The sequence below is a fragment of the Corynebacterium sp. MSK041 genome (genome assembly GCF_030232265.1).
Lineage (GTDB): Bacteria > Actinomycetota > Actinomycetes > Mycobacteriales > Mycobacteriaceae > Corynebacterium.
On the sequence record NZ_JASPJK010000005.1, the window covers coordinates 110,223 to 129,530 of the forward strand.

Here is a 19,308-nt window from a genome sequence, read left to right on the forward strand (position 1 = left end):
GCCGGGGGCCGCACTAGGGTTGCCGGCATGACCTCCAACCGCATTTTGGCCACCCTGCGCGTGAGCCTGCACGTGCTGGTGGCCACGCTGTTGGGTGTGGGGCTTGTCAGCGCCTTCCGGGACCATCACTGGCCCGCCGTCCTCGCGGCGTTGCTATTCGCGGGCATCTACCTGTTCGGCACCGTGTGGCACCACCACGGCCGACCCCATTCGCACCCGCAGACATTGGCGTGGTTGGGTGCTGTGGTGATCGTGTGGGTGCTGCTGGTGGCACTGTCCCCGACCTTCGTGTGGCTGGAGTTCCCGCTGGCCATCCTCGCCTGCTTCCTGCTCCCAACGGGGTGGGGTCTGGCGCTTACGGGCGCGCTGCTGGCCTACACCTTGAGCGTCACTTTCCCAGTGGATGGCCCGGGTGGACTGATCGGCCCGACGATTGGCACGGTGCTGGCTGTAGGCATCGTGCACGCCTACAAGGCGCTCAACGCGGAGACGGAGCACTACCGCCAGCTAGCCACGGACCTGGAGGCCGCGCAATCGGACCTCGCTTCCGCGGAACACGAGGCCGGCCGTGCGGAGGAACGTGCGCGCTTGTCGCGGGAGGTGCACGACACAATGGCGCAGGGCTTGAGTTCCATCGTGTTGCTCGGCCGTGCGCTGGATAAGGAACTGGAAAATGTTGGCGCTCCTGAGTCCGCTCGTGACACGTTGACCACCATCAGGGAAACGGCTGCGGAAAACCTGACGGAGGCTCGTCGCTTCGTCGCCGGCAATGCTGCGCCCGCCGCGCCAGTGGAGCGCCTGATCACCCGCATTGAGCGCCTGGCTCGGTCCGCGGAGCGCCGCCAGAAGGCGCTGGGTGAGCCGCTGGAGGTGCGGGTCCAGGTGGTGGATCTGCCGGAGCCGGCCGCCTCGGTGGCCGAGCGCGTTGTGCGGGAGGCGCTGAGCAACGTGGTGCGCCACGCGGGGGCAAGCCTGGCAGTGGTCACCGTGGATAAGCTGGGCACCCAGGCCACGGTTGACGTTTACGACAACGGCCGCGGTATCACCGGGCCGCTCGGTTATGGCCTCTTGGGTCTCCAGGCGCGCGTCGCCGAGGCCGGCGGCGAGCTCACGGTCGAAGGAAATGTCGTCGCCGCAACCCTTCCCATCAAGGAGAACTAATGCTCAACGTCATGCTTATCGACGACCACCCCGTCGTCCGCGCCGGCCTCCGCGCCGTGTTGAACTCCTTCGGCGATATCACCGTGGTTGCTGAAGCCGCCGACGGCACAGCGACGGTCCCCGAGGGCGTGGACGTGGTGGTCAGTGACATCCAGATGCCCAACGTGGACGGCATTGAACTGACCCGTCGCCTCGTCGCCGCTGATGGGCCGCCAGTACTGATCCTGACTACCTATGACACCCAGGCAGACGTCGTTGCCGCCGTGGAAGCCGGCGCGATGGGCTACCTGCTTAAGGATGCCCCGGAGGATGAGCTCCACGACGCAGTGGTGCGCGCCGCCCGCCGTGAACGCGCCCTGTCCCCGCAGGTAGCCAACGTTCTCGCGGAGCGGGTCATGCGGCCGGACGAGGCTCTCTCCCCGCGCGAGATCGAACTCCTCCGCCAGGTCCAAACCGGTGCCTCCAACAAGGAGATCGCCTCCGCCCTGTTCATCTCCCAGGCCACGGTGAAAACACACCTGATCCACATCTACTCCAAGCTCGGAGTGGATAACCGCACTGCCGCCGTGGAGGTGGCGCGGCAAAGGCGAATTATTTAACTACGGCGACCAAATCGCCGCCCTCCACCTTCGTCGGTTGACCAAACGCCACCTTTTCCACAACACCATCCACCGGTGCGGAGATGGTGGCTTCCATCTTCATCGCTTCGATGGTGGCCACCGGGTCGCCGGCCTTGACCTCGTCGCCTACCTTGACCGTCACGTTGACCACACCGGCGAACGGTGCGGCGACGTGGTTCGGGTTGGAAGGATCAGCCTTCTCTGCTTCGGCAACGGTGGATTCGGCGTTCTCATCACGAATAGTCATCGGCCGCACCTGGCCGTTGACGGTGAGGATGACCTGGCGCATGCCCTTCTCATCCGGCTCACTGACGGCGTCGAGGCGAACGACGAGCGGTGACTGGTTCTCCTCAATCTCCCCGTAGTAGACCATGATCTCCTTGCCCTCTTCGAGGCCGTAGAAGAACGCCTTGTCCCCGAGCTGGTCCGTGACGCCGTAGAGGCGACGGTGTTCCATGAACTCGGCGTACTGCTTCGGGAAGAGGAGTTTGTCCAAGGCGATGCGACGTGCACCTGACGCCTCATCACCATCGGCGTTGAGCTCCGCCTCCAGGTCCGTTGGGACGTCAACGGTGTGGTCCACCGGTGCACGGTCCGCCAGAGCCTTTTCGCGCAGCGCAGGCCAGCCACCAGGCGGGGTGCCCAATTCGCCTTGGAGGAATCCGATGACGGATTCCGGGATGTCGTACTTGCGCGGGTTGTCGGCGAATTCTTCTGGGGTCACACCCGCGCCCACCAGGTAGAGGGCAAGGTCCCCCACCACCTTGGAGGACGGCGTCACCTTGGTGGGGCGGCCGAGGATCTCATTAACGCCGGCGTAGTAATCCTCGACGAGCTCGAAGCGGTCCGCCAGCCCCAAAGCCTTGGCCTGGGTGCGCAGGTTGGACAGCTGCCCGCCGGGGATCTCATGGCGGTACACACGGCCGGTGGGGCCAGGGATGCCGGACTCAAACGGCGCGTACACGGCGCGAACAGCTTCCCAGTATGGCTCCATGTCGGAGACTGCCTGAAGGGACAGGCCCGTGTCACGCTCCGTGTTGGCAAAGGCAGCAACGAGGGCCGACATGGATGGCTGAGACGTCGTGCCAGCCAACGGCGCGGAGGCTACATCCACCACGTCGGCACCGGCGGCAGCAGCGGCGAAGTAGGTGGCCAGCTGCCCGCCGGCAGTGTCGTGGGTGTGTACGTGGACGGGCAGGTCGAAGCGGGAACGCAGCGCCTCAACCAGCTTCGCGGCAGCTGCCGGGCGCAGCAACCCAGCCATGTCCTTAATAGCCAGCACATGCGCGCCGGTGTCCACGATCTCCTCGGCCAGGCGCAGGTAGTAGTCCAGCGTGTACAGGTCCTCGGCCGGATCGAGTAGGTTGCCGGAGTAGGCCATGGCTACCTCGGCGACGGTGGTGCTGGTGTCCAGGACGGCGTCGATGGCGGGGCGCATCTGGGAGACGTCGTTAAGCGCGTCGAAGATGCGGAAGATGTCCACGCCGGACGCGGCGGCTTCCTTCACAAAAGCCCGCGTGACGGATTCCGGGTACGGGATGTAGCCCACGGTGTTACGGCCGCGCAGAAGCATCTGAATGTTCACGTTCGGCATGGCTTCACGCAGTGCGTCCAGGCGCATCCACGGGGATTCGTGCAAAAAGCGCATAGCCACGTCATAGGTCGCGCCACCCCACGCCTCCACCGAAGTGAGCTGCGGGGTCAAGTGGCCGACGTGCTTCGCGGCGGCAACCAGCGTGTTCGTGCGAATGCGGGTGGCCAGCAAGGACTGGTGCGCATCGCGGAAGGTGGTCTCCGTAACCCCCAACGCGGTCTGGTTGCGTAGCTTCTCCGCCCACTTGACTGGCCCGAGTTCCAGCAGGTCATCGCGGGAGCCGCGCGGCAGCTCACCGTAGTCATGGGCAGGCAGCTTCTTCGAGGGCTGCAGGATCGTCGGCCGCTGACCGTTCGGCTGGTTCACGGTCACGTTGGCCAGGTAGGTCAGGATCTTGCCGGCATCATCGGCTGCCGGCGGCGCCTCCAACAGGCCCGGGTGCTCTGCGATGAAACCGGTGTCAATGCGCTTGTGGCGGAAGTCCGGTTCGCTGAGGAGGGCGCGGAGGAAACCAATATTCGTCGATACGCCATCGACCGCAAACTCGTTGAGGGCGCGCAGGGCACGATCAACGGCGACCTGGAAATCGCGCCCGCGACATGTCATTTTGACCAGCAGCGAATCAAAATTCGGCGTGATCTCCGTGCCCACCCCCACGGAACCGTCCAGGCGTACGCCCGCGCCACCCGGCGAACGGTAACCCGTGATCGTGCCGGAATCCGGGCGGAACCCGTTCGTGGGATCCTCCGTGGTGATGCGGCATTGCAGCGCCGCACCGGACACCGTGATCTCCTCCTGGCGCACATTCAGATCCGCCAGGGTCGCGCCCGCGGCGATGTACATCTGGTTTTTCACAATGTCGATGCCGGTGACTTCCTCCGTCACCGTGTGCTCCACCTGCACGCGCGGGTTCATCTCAATGAAGACATGATTGCCGCGCTCATCCACGAGAAACTCGACGGTACCCGCGCCCTCATAGTTGATCTCTTTGCAGAAATTCACCGCGTCTTGGCAAATGCGCTGGCGCTGTTCCTCGGTGATGTGCTGTGCGGGCGCGATCTCCACAACTTTCTGGTGGCGGCGCTGCACGGAGCAGTCGCGCTCAAACAGGTGCGCCACGTTGCCGTGCGAATCCGCCAGAATCTGCACTTCAATGTGCTGCGGGTTGATCACCGCGCGCTCGATGTACACATCCGGATCGCCGAAAGCGGCCTCCGCTTCGCGCGAAGCTTCCGCCGCGAGGGCCTCAAGGTCCTCTCGCTTTTCGACGAACCTCATCCCCCTTCCGCCACCCCCCGCCACGGCCTTGACAAACACGGGGAACTCAAAGTCCTCAGCGAAACGTGCCAGTTCCTTCGGATCTGCAGACGGCTCCGAATCCTTCAGGGTGGGCAGCCCGGCGCGCTCCGCGGCGCGGACTGCGGCGGACTTATCGCCGGTCAGATCCAGAGTTTCCGGGGAAGGGCCGATGAACGTGATGCCTTCTTCAGCGCAGCGGCGGGCCAGTTGCGCGCGTTCGGAGAGGAAACCGTAGCCGGGGTACACCGCATCAGCACCGGATTGTTTGGCGGCGCGGATGATTTCCTCAATGTCCAGGTACGCCTTGACGGGCTGGCCTGCCACGCCGATCTGCACCGCTTCGTCCGCGAAGGGCCGGTGGAAGCAGTGGCGGTCTTCTCGCGGATACACCGCGACGGTTTTCGCACCTGTTTCGAAGGCAGCGCGGAAAGCGCGCACTGCGATCTCGCCGCGGTTAGCAACGAGGATTTTGGAAAACGTAGGCAGGTTCTCCCTGCCAATTCCGTTGGTGGTCCTGGTCATGGCAGCTCCTCGGAAAATTCGCGTTTAGTTCAGGTCGGTCTTGTCCACCAGGCGGCGTGCTGCCTCGGTGATGGAACCGGACAGGGACGGGTAGACGGCCATGGAATTACCCAGGTCCTCGACAGTGAGGTTGTTGGTCACGGCGATGGTCAGCGACAAGATGAGCTCCGATGCCGTCGGCGCAACGATCACGCCGCCGAGCACCTGGCCGGAGCCTTTGCGGGAGAAGATCTTCACAAAACCGGAGGTCAGCGAACGCATCTTCGCACGCGGGTTGGTGGCTAGGTTGAGTTTGATGACGTCGGCGTCATACTCACCGTTCTTGATCTGTGCCTCAGTGATACCCACAGCGGCGATCTCCGGACGGGTGAACACGGCATTGCCCACCGTGCGGATACGCAGTGGCTCCACGCCTTCACCCAGCGCGTGGTACATGGCAATGCGGCCCTGCATCGCGGCAACGGATGCCAACGGCATGAGATCCGTACAGTCACCCGCCGCGTAAATGCCGGACACGTTGGTGCGGGACACGCGGTCCACATGAATATGGCCCGATGGGGTGACGTCCACGCCCTGAGATTCCAGCATGAGGTCCTTGGTGTTCGGGATGGAACCAATGGACATCAAGCAGTGGGAGCCGGTGATCTCCCGGCCGTCGCTCGTACGCACGACCACACCGTCACCGGTGTTTTCCACGCTGTCCACACGCGCGTCCTTCACCAGCGTCACATCACGGTTGGACAGAACCTGCTCCAGCACGTCCGCCGCGTCCGCGTCATCGTGCGGAAGGATGCGGTCAGAGGAACCAACCATGGTGACCTTCACGCCCAGTTCAGCGTAGGCAGAAACGAACTCCGCACCCGTCACACCAGAACCGACCACGACGAGGTGCTCCGGCTCCTCAATCAGGTCATACATCTGCTGCCAGTTCAGAATGCGGCGACCATCCGGCTTCGCATCCGGCAACACACGCGGGGAAGCACCGGTGGCAATGAGCACGATGTCACAGTCGTAAGTCTCCATCGTGCCGTCCGGCAGCTCCGCCTTCACGCGGTGCGTGGTGTGTCCTTCCTGGCGGGATGCGAAGCGGCCCTTGCCGTTCACCACACGCACGCCAGCACGCTCTAGCTGCTGGCGAATGTCACGGGACTGCTCCGACGCCAGCGCAACCACACGGTTATTCAAGGCTGGGATAGACAGGTTCACATCACCCAGGCCGTGCTTGAGGCCCATGGCATCCGCACGACGCAAGTCCGTTTTCACGTTCGTACCAGCGATGAAGCCTTTCGACGGCACCACGTCACGCAGAATGCCCGAGCCACCCACACCAAGCTGCTCAATGAGAGTGATGTCCGCACCGTACTGGCTGCCCACCAGCGCCGCCTCGTATCCGCCCGGGCCGCCGCCGATAATGACAATTTTCTTGGACACGCACGTCTCCTTACACAGCTTGCGTCAAATCAGGTTTGAAAAGTTTCCGTCCGCCCACTCTAGCCGTCAAGCAGAATCCGTGCGCATCGTGTGTCCGCTTGCCTAGTTGACCTAGACCTAGCGAGGTCTAGGTCAACGCAGCGGCCTGCGCATCCTGCATTCCGCCGAAGCGTTCCACGACAGAGGCGAAGAGGCGGACGCCGACGTCGATGCAGCGCTCATCAATATCAATGTCCCCGCGGTGCAGGTCATACTTCTGGCCGGTGCCAGACCAACAACCCAAGCGCGCCATGGAGCCCGGAACCTGCTCGAGGTACCAGGAGAAGTCCTCCCCGCCACTGGACTGTGGTGCCTGAATCACGGCATGCGGGTCAACCGCACGGGCAGCTTCCACGAGCGCGGAGGTAGCCACGTCATCGTTCATCACCGGTGGCACGCCACGGATGTATGTCAGCTCGTGGGCGCAGCCAGTTGGGGCTACAACATCCGCCACGAGCTCTTCCATCAGCGGTTCCAGGCTCCGCCACGTACCAATGTCCTGGGTCCGGATCGTGCCGCCAATGCGACCGGTCTTCGGCACCGCATTCGGCGCAATGCCCGCCTCAATCTGGCCGAAGACCAGCACGGTGCCCGTGCGCGGATCCACACGGCGCGACAGCAAGGCCGGAAGTTGGGTGACAAGGCTGCCCAAGGCGTACACCACATCATTGGTCAGGTGCGGGCGGGATGTGTGCCCACCAGGACCATTGACGGCAATGCGCAACACATCAGCCGCCGAGGTAATCGCACCGGTACGCACACCAATTTGGCCCACCCGGATCTTCGGTTCCGCATGCACCGCATAGATACACGCCACACCATCCAGGCCACCCCACTTGATCACATCCGGGGCGCCGCCATCCATGACTTCTTCGGCTGGTTGGAAGATAATGCGGATGCCAAAGGGTAGGTCAAGCGTCGATAAGGCACACGCGAGTGCCAGACAGATCGTGGTGTGCACATCGTGGCCACAGGAGTGGGACACACCGGGGACGCGGGAGGCGAAAGGCAGATTGGAAACTTCCTCCACACGCAGTGCATCAATGTCCGCGCGGAAGGCCAGCTTCTCATTGTCCTCAGGGCCGATGTCCACGTACAGGCCCGTCTCTGGGAATAGGTGCGGCTCCAGGCCGTAGTCCCGCAGCGTCTGCGCGATGAACGCGGTAGTCTCCACCTCATGGTGGGACACTTCCGGGTTGGCGTGAAGGTGACGGCGCCACCCGATAATCTCATCGCGGTGGGCGGTAAACCACGAGTCAATCTGGGCGGACAGTCCCACAGCGCACTCCCTCTTAAGGCCTAACAAGCACCAATGTTTCTGGGTGCGACTGTACTACTAGACCAAGCTGTGCAGTTAGTCGAGGTTGAGCATCTCCGCCATTGACACGGGCTCGAAGCGCTCCCAGCAGACGTCCCCGAGCTCCTCCACCACTCCGGGTAGCAGCATCGCCGGCGGCACACGCAGCGCGTAGGCCAGGCGATACACCGTGGACAACGTGGGGTCAGATGACCGCGCGCCGGTGTGCTGGTTGCGCTCCAAGTTGGACACCACGGTGCGCGATAACCCGGCCACAGTAGCCAGGCGCTTCTGGCTCAAACCCCGGAGCTCCCGGATAGCCCGGAGCCGCTCTGACATAGAAAAGCCGAGGCTGGCCCAGCGTGAGTCGCTGACCACCTCGTCGAAAGTTTCACGCCCGCTCGCATGATCCACATACGGGTCACGTGTTGTGTCCATCATCCCCCCTTTACGGTGCGCTTCCCCCTGAAGCAGCAGTAGGTGTTTTCCCCTGCGAGACTAGCGCAGCCACGCAGAGGCTGTCTACAGCTAAGCCACTACAAATGAATGTTGCGTGGCCCGTACAGGCGATCGCCCGCATCACCGAGGCCAGGGACGATGTAGGCGTCCTCGTTGAGGCCTGGGTCGATGGCAGCGGTGACAAGGCGCAGTGGCGCATCAAGTTCCGCGATCCGGTCCACGCCCGGCTGTGCGCACACCACGGTGACCACGGTGATGTCATCCGCACCGCGGTCCGTGAGCAGCTCAATCGCATGCACCAACGATCCACCAGTGGCCAACATAGGATCAACCAGGAACACCGGCTGGCCGGAAAGATCCTCCGGCAGGGCCTCCAGGTACGGGACCGGCTCATGGGTCTCCTCGTCGCGCGCCAAACCAATGAAGCCCACCTGCGCATCCGGGATCATGGCCAAAGATGGGTCCACCAGGCCAAGCCCGGCGCGGATGATGGGCACGATGATCGGCGGCTGCTTCAGGCGCACGCCGTTTGCGGTGCCCACGGGGGTTTCACAATCGAAAGTCTCTGTTTCCAGGTCTCGGGATGCTTCGTAAATAAGCATGGAGCCAAGGTCTGACAGGGCTGCGCGGAAGCTGGAATTGCTGGTTCGCTTGTCACGCAAGCGGGTGAGACGGGAAATTGCCAGCGGGTGTTCGATGACGGTGATCTGCATGAACACAATGCTAACCAGAAATTTTCGGTTCGGAGGGAACCGAATGGGGGGTTAAGGCAGTCAAAGTAAGTATGGACACTTCATTTTCTGATCTTTTCTTCGACACAACCACAGCCGCCGACCATATTGCGCGCTTGCGTAGCGACGCCGCCGCGACCCACCCCATCAATCTCCCTCCGTTGCCTGACGCCGGGCCCGTTGCTGCGCTTTGTGCCGCGGTACACAAGGCCGTCACGTCCGTGAATGAGCAGGCGGCACTCCTCTCACGCGAGGCGCACCGCACCGCCACCAACATGGAGGTCTTCACCGCGGGAGCCGTGCGCATGGACAGCTCCACCGCCCGCGTCTTCGAGGGGGTACAGCCATGATCTTCGACATCGGATCCGTCGTAGCCACGATCGCCCAGGCCGCGCCCGCCGCTTTGCCGCAGGTCACCGTCCCCTCGCTGCCAGATTTCGCGTCGGTCGCACCACTCGCCGCCATCGTCGGCGCCGATCCTCACCGTATGCTTCGCGCAGCCCGCTCGCTTTTCGACGATCACAGCACCCTCACCACCACCCTCCACGACGCCACTCCCCTCATCCACGCCGCCGGTCTGGACATCCTGGGAATCGGTCAACGCTTCCTAGCCCAAGCCGCACCCTTGCTTCCAGGCCTGCTGGCGGGCCCCGGCGCGGCAGGAGTCATGGCGCAGCTCGTGGGACTAGCCACCCAAGCTTTCACCGCCGTAGCTGAACGCCTCAACCAACTGGAAGGGGAACTCCAGCCACTGGTGAACCGCCTCGAAGGGCTCGTTACAGCCGCGGCCGCCCGCGAGCAGCTCGTTCCCACCGCCGCCAATTACGCCGCTGAAAGCCAGCTCCGGCAGCTGGCAGGGGTGGAGGAGTTGGGTGAGGGGGTCGGAGGGGTGCCAGGGGGCGTCGATAAGCAAGAAGGCAGTAACGCCGTGGGGCGCGCAGCCGTGGAAGCCGCGAAGAGCCAACTGGGCACCCCCTATGTGTGGGGAGGCAGCGCGCCTGGCGGATTCGACTGCTCCGGGCTGACCTCATGGGCCTATAAGCAAGCCGGCATGGACATTCCACGCACCGCCGAAAGCCAAGCCGTCGGACGGCAAGTGAGCTACGAGGAACTCCAACCCGGTGACCTCGTCGTCTGGTCTGGACACGTAGCCATGTACGCCGGCGACGGGCAGATGATCGAGGCCGGCTCACCCGTGCAGATGAACCCCGTGCGCACCAACAACATCGGCATGCCTTTCAAAGGCTTCTGGCGCCCAACGGGGTAGCGCGCGAAACCTCATGCTCATTGAGTAATGTGACAGGACATGAGTACGCGCGCGATCCTCCCGGTGAAAATCTCCTTAACCGAGGGTGACTTCTACACCCTCTGGGCCCCCACTTGGCGCCAAGGTGGCACAGAATGGCAAGCCTTCCTCGGCGACAAGGACAACGTCCTAGTGTTCAACAGCCCCGAAGCCCTGCTGGTCTACCTCGAGGACCACACCGACCACGACCTCACTGACCACCCGAAATGGCCCGCCTTCCAGGCCGGCGGGGATGACCGCGTTGTGCCAGGTGAGAAGAATGTTTATGACATCATCGGCCTGCCGTCCTACCTCGCCGGACGCCCCAGCCACGAAAACGTCTCCGCCGTCGCACGTGGTTTCCAGCTGGCCCGCTCCCTCGCGGAAGTAGCCAGCGCCACCGACGCACAAATCTTCTTCGCCTCCCACTCCATCCTTGGCAACATCAACCGTGGCCATGAGCACTACTCCGGCGACAACGGGCTGTCCGAATGGTCCGGTGTTGGCCGCACCGTGCTGGCCAACTGGGAAAACGTGGTCCACTCCCTCGACGAGGCCGTGCGCGTCGTGGAAGATTCCGAGCTGGACTCCAAGCGCGTGAGCGCCGCTGCGGACTCCATTGCTGCTGCCACCGCCGCCCGCGACGAGGCCCGCAAGGCTGCCGAAAAGGAAGCCGAAGCCGCCCGCGCCGCCGCCGACCCCTACGACATCTCCGCCTGGGCCGAAGCCGGCATCGACCCCGTGAAAATCACCGTCCAGGGCAAGGGCGTGTACACCATGCGCACCTACGTCGGTGGCGCCCCGGTCTTCCTGGGCAAGTACGGCGAAATCTTCACCTTCCCCACCGCCAAGCACATGGCCCGCTGGATCGTGGACAATGACGACCACGACCTCGCCTCTGTCTCCACCTGGCCCGACATCATGCACCTGGCCAACGCCGGTGAACTCGAGGTCACCGTCCACCCGGATAACTCCTACTCCTTCAACGGCATCGCCGCTGACATCGATAAGGGCGTTGACGCCGTGGACACCAAACAGATGGCCAAGGCCTACGAGCTCATGGCCGACGCCGCCGACTGGGCCAACGACGACTCGTTGAACTCCTTCCTCCTAGCCAACCCCCGCATGCAGGACTACCTCGCCTACATGCTCGGCTCCACCGAGGCCGCCGGCTACGTGCCTTCCGCCCCGTTCACCGATAAGGCCGAGGGCTGGAAGAGCCTCGAAGAGATTCTGGTCAAGCGGTTCTCGAAGTTCTAGTCGGGTCGGGGGCGCGGGCTGTTTCGGGCCCCGGCGCGATCAACTCCCCGAAACGCTACAGGAATTCATTAAACGCGCAGGACGTACTACGAACTCCGGAGAGTTCGTAGTAATCAGTCCGCCCGAGACGGTCTATGCACGATTCTCAAGATTCGTGCACAACCCCCTCTAAAACACCAGGTGTGCCCTCAACTCCCGGGAGTTGAGGGCACACCTTCGTTGTTGGGCAGGCTCCTTAGCTGGCTTTAAGCCGAGCTTTAAGCCATCCCAGTTCCCAGCAACGTACCCACGAGGTAGGTAACCGCCAGGGCCAGGCCACCACCGACGACCAGTCGGACCACGGCCTTGGCCGGCTTCGCCCCGCCGAGCTTGGCGGAGATCGCACCGGTGATAGCCAGTGCGATGAGGGTGACCACCACCGTGACCACCACTCGCGCCATCTCCGGGGCGAGAAGCACAGCAGCCAACGGCAGCAGCGCACCCAGGAAGAAGGAGATGAAGGAGGCGGTCGCGGCGGACCACGGGTTGACCAGGTCTTCCTGGTCAATGCCGTAGTGGATCTCCAGGTGGGCGCCGAGCGGATCAATCCGCGTGCGCTCGCGGGCAACAGCAATGGCGGTCTCTTCGCTCAGGCCGGAGTTCTTGTACGCCTGGACGAGGTGGTTAAGTTCCGACTCTGGGTCGGCGTCGTGCAGCCCACGTTCGGTTTCAATGGCGGCTTCTTCGGCGTCGCGTTGGGAGGAGACGGAGACGTACTCGCCAAGCGCCATCGAGACGGCACCACCAACGAGGGCAGCGACACCAGCCGTGGCGATCTCCCGTAGCGAGTTAGTCGCACCCGCGACACCCACCACGACAGCCGCGGTTGACACGATGCCATCGTTGGCACCCAACACAGCGGCACGCAGGCGGTTGAGTTTCTCGCCCATGCCGTGGGTTTCTACTTCGACTTCCGGGTAGTGCTCAGGCAGCACGGTGCTGGCCGAGGATGTCTTCTGGGATTCCTTTTCGCTCATGACTCCATATCTACGCCAATTCCATCCACCCCCGCAAGCAAGTAAGCACTAACTAACTGCAGGTCAGAGGGCATTTTTGAGGTGAGGCTTAGCTATCTGGGCGCGCCACAAAGGACCACCAGACAAGCGGGCCTAGACTGTCTCAACGATGTTTTCCCGTGACTTTCCTGCCCATACCAAGGCCCATACCAAGGCCCATAGCGCCCGCCTGAAAACAGCCGTCATCGCCGCAGCTCTGCCAGGCCTACTCGCCGCGCCACTCGCCACGCCCATCGCCACAGCAGACACCGATCCCACCGACCCCACTGACACGGTGATCACCCCCGCCCCGCGCGAGCACGCCCCGAACACAGACAGCTGCCCGCAGGCGACGTGGCCGCCGGAGGCGGTGAGTACGTCCGAACGCATTGCGCCGGGCTCGCCGACGCCCACACCGCTGCCGGTGTCCTACGACGGGCCGTGCGGCGTCATCGCCCCGGACGGGTTCACGGTCAGCGATGATGTGCTGGCAACGGCGTGGTTGGTGGCGGACATCGATACGGGAGATGTCATCGCGATGAAGGATCCGCACGGGCGGTACCGTCCGGCGTCCATCATCAAGGCGCTGCTGGCCCTGGTAGTCATCGAGGAGCTGCCGCTGGACAAGAAGGTCACGGTCAGCGATGAATCCGCCGGCCAGGAGGGCTCCGCGGTGGGCTTGGGCGGTGGCGGCGAGTACACCGTCGATGACCTGCTGCACGGCCTGCTGATGGTGTCCGGCAATGATGCGGCGCACGCACTCGCGCAGGCTCTCGGCGGGGATGAGAAGGCGCTGAAGAAGGTCAACGCCAAGGCCGCCGAGCTGGGTATGAAGGACACGCGCGCGGCCAGCTACTCAGGTTTGGACGCACCGGGGATGTCCACCTCAGCGTGGGATATGGGCTTGGCGTATCGCGCGGCGTATGCGAACCCGGTGTTCACCGAGATCATCTCTACGGAGTCCTACCCCTTCCCCGGCTACACCACGAAGGATGGCACGGTCTACGAGGACTTCGACGTCTGGAACGACAATAATCTCTACCTCAATGACCCGGATGGTATCGGCGGCAAGACCGGCTTCACGGATGATGCGAAGCACACGTTTGTCGGCGCGCTTGACCGCAACGGCCGCCGCATCATGGCCATCGTGCTCGACACCACCGTCGATCGCGCCCGCGCCTGGGAGCAAACCCAACAGCTTATCCATGAGGGGTACAAGGTCCCACGTTCGAAGGCAGTCGCATCGCTTATCGACGTCTCCGCCCCCACCACCCCCTCCCCCAAAGAAGAACCTCCGGCCAGCGACGGTGAGTCACTGCCGTGGGAAGGCATCGCGGTCTTGGCCGCAGTGATCGCCCTGGCGGGCGTGGGTACGTGGTTTAGCGTCGCGTCAAAAGCGAAAGCGCGGCGACGCCAGCAGCGCCAATAGCGGCACCGATGCCGATGCTGCGGCCGGTGTTGTCCGGCTGGGCAGCTGCGGCGCGGATGTTGATCACGGCTGGTTCCGGAATCTTCGGCTCCTCCAGCGCCAAGGATTCCTCGGTGGTGGCGGTCCACGCGGAGACGTAGAGCACCACGCGCCAGACGAGGTAGAGCACGACCATCAGGGAGATGATCGGGCCGAAGATGGCACCAGCCGGGTTGCCGGTGGCGGAGCCAACGATGACGGTGGAGAACTGCTTAATCAGCTCAAAGAGCACGGCACCCAGCAGGGCGCCCTTGAGGCCGGACTTCTTCGGCACCTTGGTACGCGGCATGAACACGACCATCCACCAGAAGACCAGGAAGTTAGCTGCGATACCGGCAATAAGGGCAACCAGGAAGACGACGAACCGGGCGCCGGGGAAATTGCCGAGGCCGAAGTGTTCCATGGCAGTCGTCGTCAAGCTTGAAGAGCCCACTGCAGTGACGCCGAAGGCAACGATGAGGAGCACCAGCAGACCGATGAGTGCAACGAGGTCCGCGAGCTTCTTCGTGATGAAGTTGCCGCCACCCTCATTTGCATCCAGCGCCCACATGGCACTGATGCCGGTGCGCAAGTGGTTCATCCAGCCAAGGCCGGACCACAGAGTGGTCAGCAAACCGATGCCGGCCACCGCACCGCGCTGCGCGATCGCGGCGTCCACCAGCTGAATGATCATGTCACCCGTGTCACCGGAGACGGACTGCGCGATCTGATCCTGGATCTGCTCCAACAAATCCGGGCGTGCCGCTAGCACGAAACCCATTGCTGCGAAGAGCAACATGGTCAGCGGGAAAATCGACAGAACGGAAAAGTACGTAATACCGGCAGCAAACTGGTTGCCGCCCTGCGCACCGAACCGGTCATTCATGCGCAAGAGGTGAGCGACCGGCGGCGCCTTCTCCTTCACCTCGGCCACAACCCCCTCATCTTTCTGGCTCGGGTGAGCACGCTCAATGCCCTGCTCGTCCGTAAATCCCTTACGGGGTGACGTGGATGTAGCCATGTGGTGGCAGTCCTTTCTCATTAGTTGTCCGCCCCACTCTAACGAGGTTTAGCGCTTCGGTGCGTAGAAGCCGACCTTCTCGTACACATCCGCTAGGAGCGGATTGGCCAATTCGCGCGCACGATCAGCGCCACGGGCAAGGATGTTTTCCAGTTCAGCGCGGTCGGCGATCAGTTCGTCGTAGCGGGCGCGAAGCGGCGTCGTAAAGGCTTCAAGCGCATCGGCCGTATCACCCTTGAGCGCGCCGTAGCCCTGGCCCTCGTACTTCTGCACGAGCGCGTCGATTGCCTCGCCGGTGAGCGCCGACTGGATGGCCAGCAGGTTGGACACGCCCGGCTTGTTCTCACGATCGAAGGCGACAACACCGTCGTTGTCGGTGACGGCGGACTTGATGCGCTTCGCAGACGTCTTCGGGTCATCGAGCAGGTTGATCAAACCCTTCGGGTTCGCGCCCGATTTACTCATCTTCGCCGTCGGCTCCTGCAGGTCATAGATCTTCGCCGAACCCTCTGGAATGAAACCATCCGGCACCACGAACGTCGTGCCGTAGCGTGCGTTGAAACGTTCCGCGAGCGTGCGGGTGAGCTCCAAATGCTGGCGCTGATCCTCGCCCACCGGCACGAGCTGCGGCGAGTACAGCAAAATATCTGCCGCCATCAGCATCGGGTAGGTGAACAGACCTACAGATGTCCTGTCCTGCCCCTGCTTCGCCGACTTGTCCTTGAACTGCGTCATACGGCTGGCCTCGCCGAAGCCCGTCAGGCACTGCAGCACCCACGTCAGCTCCGCATGCGCCGGCACATGCGACTGCACAAACAACGTCGACTTATCCGGATCAATACCCAGCGCAATCAGCTGCGCAACACCCTTCAGCGTGCGCTCACGCAACTCCTCCGGATCCTGGTCCACCGTGATCGCGTGCAAATCCGGAATGAAATAGAACGCCTCATAGTCATCTTGCAGGTCAATCCACTGCTTCAACGCACCTAGGTAGTTACCCAGGTGGTACGAGTCGGCGGTGGGCTGGATTCCGGAGAGGACACGCTGTTTAGACATAGTGGCCAGTGTATCCCCCGGCCGTGACCGGGCGCACACTAAGATTCGATTGAGCATTGCACCCGACAGCGCCCGATGGGCCGAATGGAAACGTGACCGTTAGGGGAGACGGCCATGTGAAGATCACGCCACGCATTCGGGATCTCGCTGCGATCCAGCTTCGACTGGCCCCTTTATAAACCGGCCTGGGTTGGTGAGAGGGCATGATGTAACACAGGAGGAATATCATGGCTATGAGCCCCTACGACCAGGAGACCCGCCAGCGAGCGGTGCGCCTATACTTCGAGGAGCTTGCTGACGGCGCCGAATCCAAGGCAGCCGCACTACGGGCTGTCGAAGCGGTCATCGGTATCAAAACATCCACTATCCGCAACTGGGTACGTGTGGAGGAGAAGAAGACAGTCGTGGCCGTTGAGCAATCCGCTGCAGAAAAAGACGCGGAACTTATCACCCTGCGCAAAGAAAACGCCAGGCTCAAAGAAGCCAACGAAATTTTGAAACTGGCCTCAGCTTTTTCGCTCAGGCGGAGCTCGACGGCAAACTGAAGTGATCGTGGACTTCCTCCGCACTCACCGGCACCTGTATTCCATCGAGCGGATGTGCCGCGTGCTCAACGAGCATGAATACACCATTTCACCAGCAACGTTCTACCGCTTCCAGGCCCGTGGTTTCGGGCCCACCGCCGCTGAGCTGGACGAGGCGTATGCCGCGCACCGGCTCTTTGAGCTGTGGGTGGCTAATCGGCGGGTCTACGGGCGACGCAAACTATGGAAAGCCGCCCACCGGGCAGGCTGGAACATCGGCCGTGACCAGGTGCAACGCCTCATGAAGATCCTTGGAATCGCGGGTGTACTCCGACGCAAGACCACACGCACCACCATTGCTGATCCCACCGCGCAGCGTTTCCCGGATCGTATTCAACGCGCCTGGTCCCAGGCTCAGCGCCCCGATCAGTGGTGGGTCGCTGATTTCACGTATGTGCACACCAGCTGCGGTTTCAGCTACGTGGCTTTTGTCACCGACGTGTTCACCCGTGAGATTCTGGCGTATGTCGTGGACACCAGACCGACGAGGTCCTTGGCAATCCGCGCACTGCGACAGGCGCTGTCGCTACGCCAGCGCCAAGACCCATACTTTGACTCAGCCGGGGTGATCCATCACTCGGATGCGGGCTCACAGTACACCTCCACAGATCTGCGCCGTCTGCTGGCCGTCCATCAGATGGACGGGTCTATCGGCACCGTCGGTGACGCTTACGACAACGGTCTGATGGAGTCAACGATCGGGCTATACAAGTCTGAGCTCATTGATTTCGAGGCCAGGACGTGGACTGGCTGGGGTGAGGTAGAACGCGCCACAGCCGGATGGGTCCACTGGTATAATCACCAGCGGTTGCATTCCTCGCTCGGGCATATCCCGCCGATCGAGCACTACGCCAACTACCAACGAGAAAACCACGCAGGCCTTCACGCCACGTAACACGCCACTCTCAAAAACTCAGGCCGATTCACCGTCTCAGAAATAGCCCGCCCATAAGCATCAAACCCAAAAGCAACCTCCGCCTGCGGACCCCGGATCCCAACAAGCCGATTGACCTCATCATAAAAATAGGCAGTAATACCCAGGACCATTCAAAGCATCTAGTTCATCAAGATCACGATGCCATCACCACGCTGTACCGCCTGAGCATAAATGGTAGCCAACTCGCCCACAGCCGACGCATCCTTCAACGTAGCGAGATCAATGCCACCAAGCTTGCCCGCTAGCCGTGTAACAGTCTCAGGGTTATTAGCCTTCAAGCCATCCGTGTTACGGCCAGGATCCCAATTTTCTGCCCCGTACACCGCTGCATCCGCATCCGTAACACCAAGATACTCAGCCAAAATACGGTAAGTAGTCACATACGACTTATCAATATCCTCCACCGGCATGCGATCATCTTCCACCGCGTTAAACACTGCCTCGGCACGCGCAGCACAGTCCAACTCAAGCCATTGCACAAACTGCTTAGCAGGCACAGAGACATACACCGGAATGGCACCACCTACTGCCCCATCGTCCGCTTCCACGGAGTCCACAATCTTTTGGGCATTAACCTTGTCCTTTGGGGCAGCAAGAGTAAAAGACTGCATCCGGTCTAAAGCTCCATCTAAATATTTATTAGCTCCTCGAAAACGAGAGGAAGCCAACCACTGCAGCGCATCAGCCTCACGGAAAAACTTCTTCCGAACCCCCACCTGAATCACACCAGACTGTTGCGGGAAGATCGTGTCAGATTCAAGCCGCAACAGCCTATCCAATTGCTCAACATGCTCAGGCCCCATCAGCGCAACCAAGGTGCTCAGATCGAAATCCAAAACGCGCTTCAAATCAGGTGTAAGTTCTTCATCCTTGAGCTTTTCGAATTCATCAACCAAGTAACTAATATCCGGTTTTTTAATTTTCAACACTGGGAAATAGCAAAACAAATACCGGGCCAGCGGATCATCAAACGACCGCTCGCCTAATGGGCGAACCCGTTCACGAATCTCTTCAAGCTCCGCACGGGTAGCGTGCTCCTTCAAGAAACCAGGCCAATCCCCATCCATATCAATCGAGACAGCCAACGCAGGATTCACAGCTTTAACTACCTGAAGAATCGCCTTGTTGGCGGCATCCATCTGCGATTGTTCGTCCAATTTCACATACATGCCCTTAGACCCCTCCTCGTAGATTTAAGAACCCAGCCCGCGAAGCACAGAGCTGGTGCCCACGCTATAACAAAGCTGCAATATCGTTAGCATCTAATCTCACAAGTTCGAAGTTCTTATGAAGCGTCCTGGGTTTAGTTCCTACCTCTGCTAAGGAAGGATTGGCACTATGCCCAGAAAGTATTCCGTCGAATTCAGGGAAAAGGCGGTTCACCAAGTCGTTGAGATGATTCGTTTGGAGTCGTGCTCACGGCAACGCGCTTACGAGGAAGTCGGAGAGCTTCATGGCATCTCCCACCACACGTTGCGCGCTTGGTACCGCGACAGCATCGCAGTCGACGAGCAGGCTTTGCCTTCAGGTG

The 19,308-nt window shown here is 61.9% G+C and carries 17 protein-coding genes; 8 read left to right on the plus strand and 9 right to left on the minus strand.

What is annotated here, in order from left to right:
* The first annotated feature begins 27 nt into the window (after nucleotides 1-27).
* Together QP968_RS06135 and QP968_RS06140 are read left to right on the plus strand one after the other, a co-directional pair.
* Nucleotides 28-1,161 (plus strand): sensor histidine kinase, encoded by a 1,134-nt coding sequence (locus tag QP968_RS06135; protein ID WP_284855518.1) that lies wholly within the window; start codon nucleotides 28-30, stop codon nucleotides 1,159-1,161.
* Nucleotides 1,161-1,760: a response regulator gene (locus QP968_RS06140; RefSeq protein WP_284855519.1), complete on the plus strand. Its 600-nt coding sequence runs from the start codon at nucleotides 1,161-1,163 to the stop codon at nucleotides 1,758-1,760. The genes QP968_RS06135 and QP968_RS06140 overlap by 1 nt, the downstream gene beginning before the upstream one ends.
* Here the strand turns inward: QP968_RS06140 and QP968_RS06145 are convergent.
* From QP968_RS06145 to upp, 5 genes are all read right to left on the minus strand, one after another.
* Nucleotides 1,753-5,196 carry a pyruvate carboxylase gene (locus QP968_RS06145; protein ID WP_284855520.1) on the minus strand — a complete coding sequence of 1,148 codons (3,444 nt, stop codon included), beginning with the start codon at nucleotides 5,194-5,196 and terminating at the stop codon, nucleotides 1,753-1,755. The two genes, QP968_RS06140 and QP968_RS06145, sit on opposite strands and share 8 nt — an antisense overlap.
* 24 nt (nucleotides 5,197-5,220) lie before the next feature.
* Entirely contained in the window at nucleotides 5,221-6,627 is a 1,407-nt protein-coding gene (locus tag QP968_RS06150) for an NAD(P)H-quinone dehydrogenase (protein ID WP_284855521.1), read from the minus strand.
* A 127-nt stretch (nucleotides 6,628-6,754) separates the two neighbouring features.
* On the minus strand, nucleotides 6,755-7,945 hold the full coding sequence (locus QP968_RS06155) for an amidohydrolase (protein ID WP_284855522.1): 1,191 nt from the start codon (nucleotides 7,943-7,945) through the stop codon (nucleotides 6,755-6,757).
* 75 nt (nucleotides 7,946-8,020) lie between these two features.
* Nucleotides 8,021-8,401: a helix-turn-helix domain-containing protein gene (locus tag QP968_RS06160; RefSeq protein WP_102724066.1), complete on the minus strand. Its 381-nt coding sequence runs from the start codon at nucleotides 8,399-8,401 to the stop codon at nucleotides 8,021-8,023.
* A gap of 98 nt (nucleotides 8,402-8,499) precedes the next feature.
* Complete coding sequence (gene upp, locus QP968_RS06165; RefSeq protein ID WP_102724067.1) at nucleotides 8,500-9,135, minus strand: uracil phosphoribosyltransferase; 636 nt, start codon at nucleotides 9,133-9,135, stop codon at nucleotides 8,500-8,502.
* A gap of 71 nt (nucleotides 9,136-9,206) precedes the next feature.
* Between upp and QP968_RS06170 the strand changes: the two genes are divergently transcribed.
* Genes QP968_RS06170 through QP968_RS06180 form a run of 3 tightly spaced genes read left to right on the plus strand, consistent with a single transcriptional unit; the run spans nucleotide 9,207 to nucleotide 11,698 of the window.
* The gene (locus tag QP968_RS06170; RefSeq protein ID WP_284855523.1) at nucleotides 9,207-9,503 is read left to right on the plus strand and encodes a hypothetical protein; all 297 of its coding nucleotides are present in this window, start codon (nucleotides 9,207-9,209) and stop codon (nucleotides 9,501-9,503) included.
* Complete coding sequence (locus QP968_RS06175) at nucleotides 9,500-10,420, plus strand: C40 family peptidase (RefSeq protein ID WP_284855524.1); 921 nt, start codon at nucleotides 9,500-9,502, stop codon at nucleotides 10,418-10,420. Before QP968_RS06170 ends, QP968_RS06175 begins: the two co-directional genes overlap by 4 nt.
* Nucleotides 10,421-10,459: 39 nt before the next feature.
* Nucleotides 10,460-11,698 (plus strand): SatS C-terminal domain-containing protein, encoded by a 1,239-nt coding sequence (locus QP968_RS06180; protein WP_284855525.1) that lies wholly within the window; start codon nucleotides 10,460-10,462, stop codon nucleotides 11,696-11,698.
* Between the two features lie 257 nt (nucleotides 11,699-11,955).
* Here the strand turns inward: QP968_RS06180 and QP968_RS06185 are convergent, their stop codons facing one another.
* Nucleotides 11,956-12,714 (minus strand): VIT1/CCC1 transporter family protein, encoded by a 759-nt coding sequence (locus QP968_RS06185; protein WP_284855526.1) that lies wholly within the window; start codon nucleotides 12,712-12,714, stop codon nucleotides 11,956-11,958.
* A 148-nt stretch (nucleotides 12,715-12,862) separates the two neighbouring features.
* Between QP968_RS06185 and QP968_RS06190 the strand changes: the two genes are divergently transcribed.
* The gene (locus QP968_RS06190; protein WP_284855527.1) at nucleotides 12,863-14,161 is read left to right on the plus strand and encodes a D-alanyl-D-alanine carboxypeptidase family protein; all 1,299 of its coding nucleotides are present in this window, start codon (nucleotides 12,863-12,865) and stop codon (nucleotides 14,159-14,161) included.
* Here the strand turns inward: QP968_RS06190 and QP968_RS06195 are convergent.
* Nucleotides 14,112-15,200, minus strand: coding sequence for a YhjD/YihY/BrkB family envelope integrity protein (locus tag QP968_RS06195; RefSeq protein ID WP_284855528.1), 1,089 nt, complete (start codon nucleotides 15,198-15,200; stop codon nucleotides 14,112-14,114). The genes QP968_RS06190 and QP968_RS06195 overlap by 50 nt on opposite strands.
* A 48-nt stretch (nucleotides 15,201-15,248) precedes the next feature.
* Nucleotides 15,249-16,256: a tryptophan--tRNA ligase gene (trpS, locus tag QP968_RS06200; protein ID WP_284855529.1), complete on the minus strand. Its 1,008-nt coding sequence runs from the start codon at nucleotides 16,254-16,256 to the stop codon at nucleotides 15,249-15,251.
* A 224-nt stretch (nucleotides 16,257-16,480) separates the two neighbouring features.
* Between trpS and QP968_RS06205 the strand changes: the two genes are divergently transcribed.
* Nucleotides 16,481-17,735 (plus strand): IS3 family transposase gene (locus QP968_RS06205; RefSeq protein WP_502870921.1). Its coding sequence is split into 2 segments (ribosomal slippage): nucleotides 16,481-16,770 and nucleotides 16,769-17,735, totalling 1,257 coding nucleotides; the frame shifts between segments, so codons are not numbered across the junction.
* 161 nt (nucleotides 17,736-17,896) lie between these two features.
* Here the strand turns inward: QP968_RS06205 and QP968_RS06210 are convergent.
* Nucleotides 17,897-18,946, minus strand: coding sequence for a hypothetical protein (locus QP968_RS06210; protein WP_284855531.1), 1,050 nt, complete (start codon nucleotides 18,944-18,946; stop codon nucleotides 17,897-17,899).
* Nucleotides 18,947-19,115: 169 nt separating this feature from the next.
* Here QP968_RS06210 and QP968_RS06215 point away from each other — a divergent pair.
* Nucleotides 19,116-19,308: transposase (locus QP968_RS06215; RefSeq protein WP_284855532.1), on the plus strand; the 193-nt coding region annotated here is incomplete at its 3' end.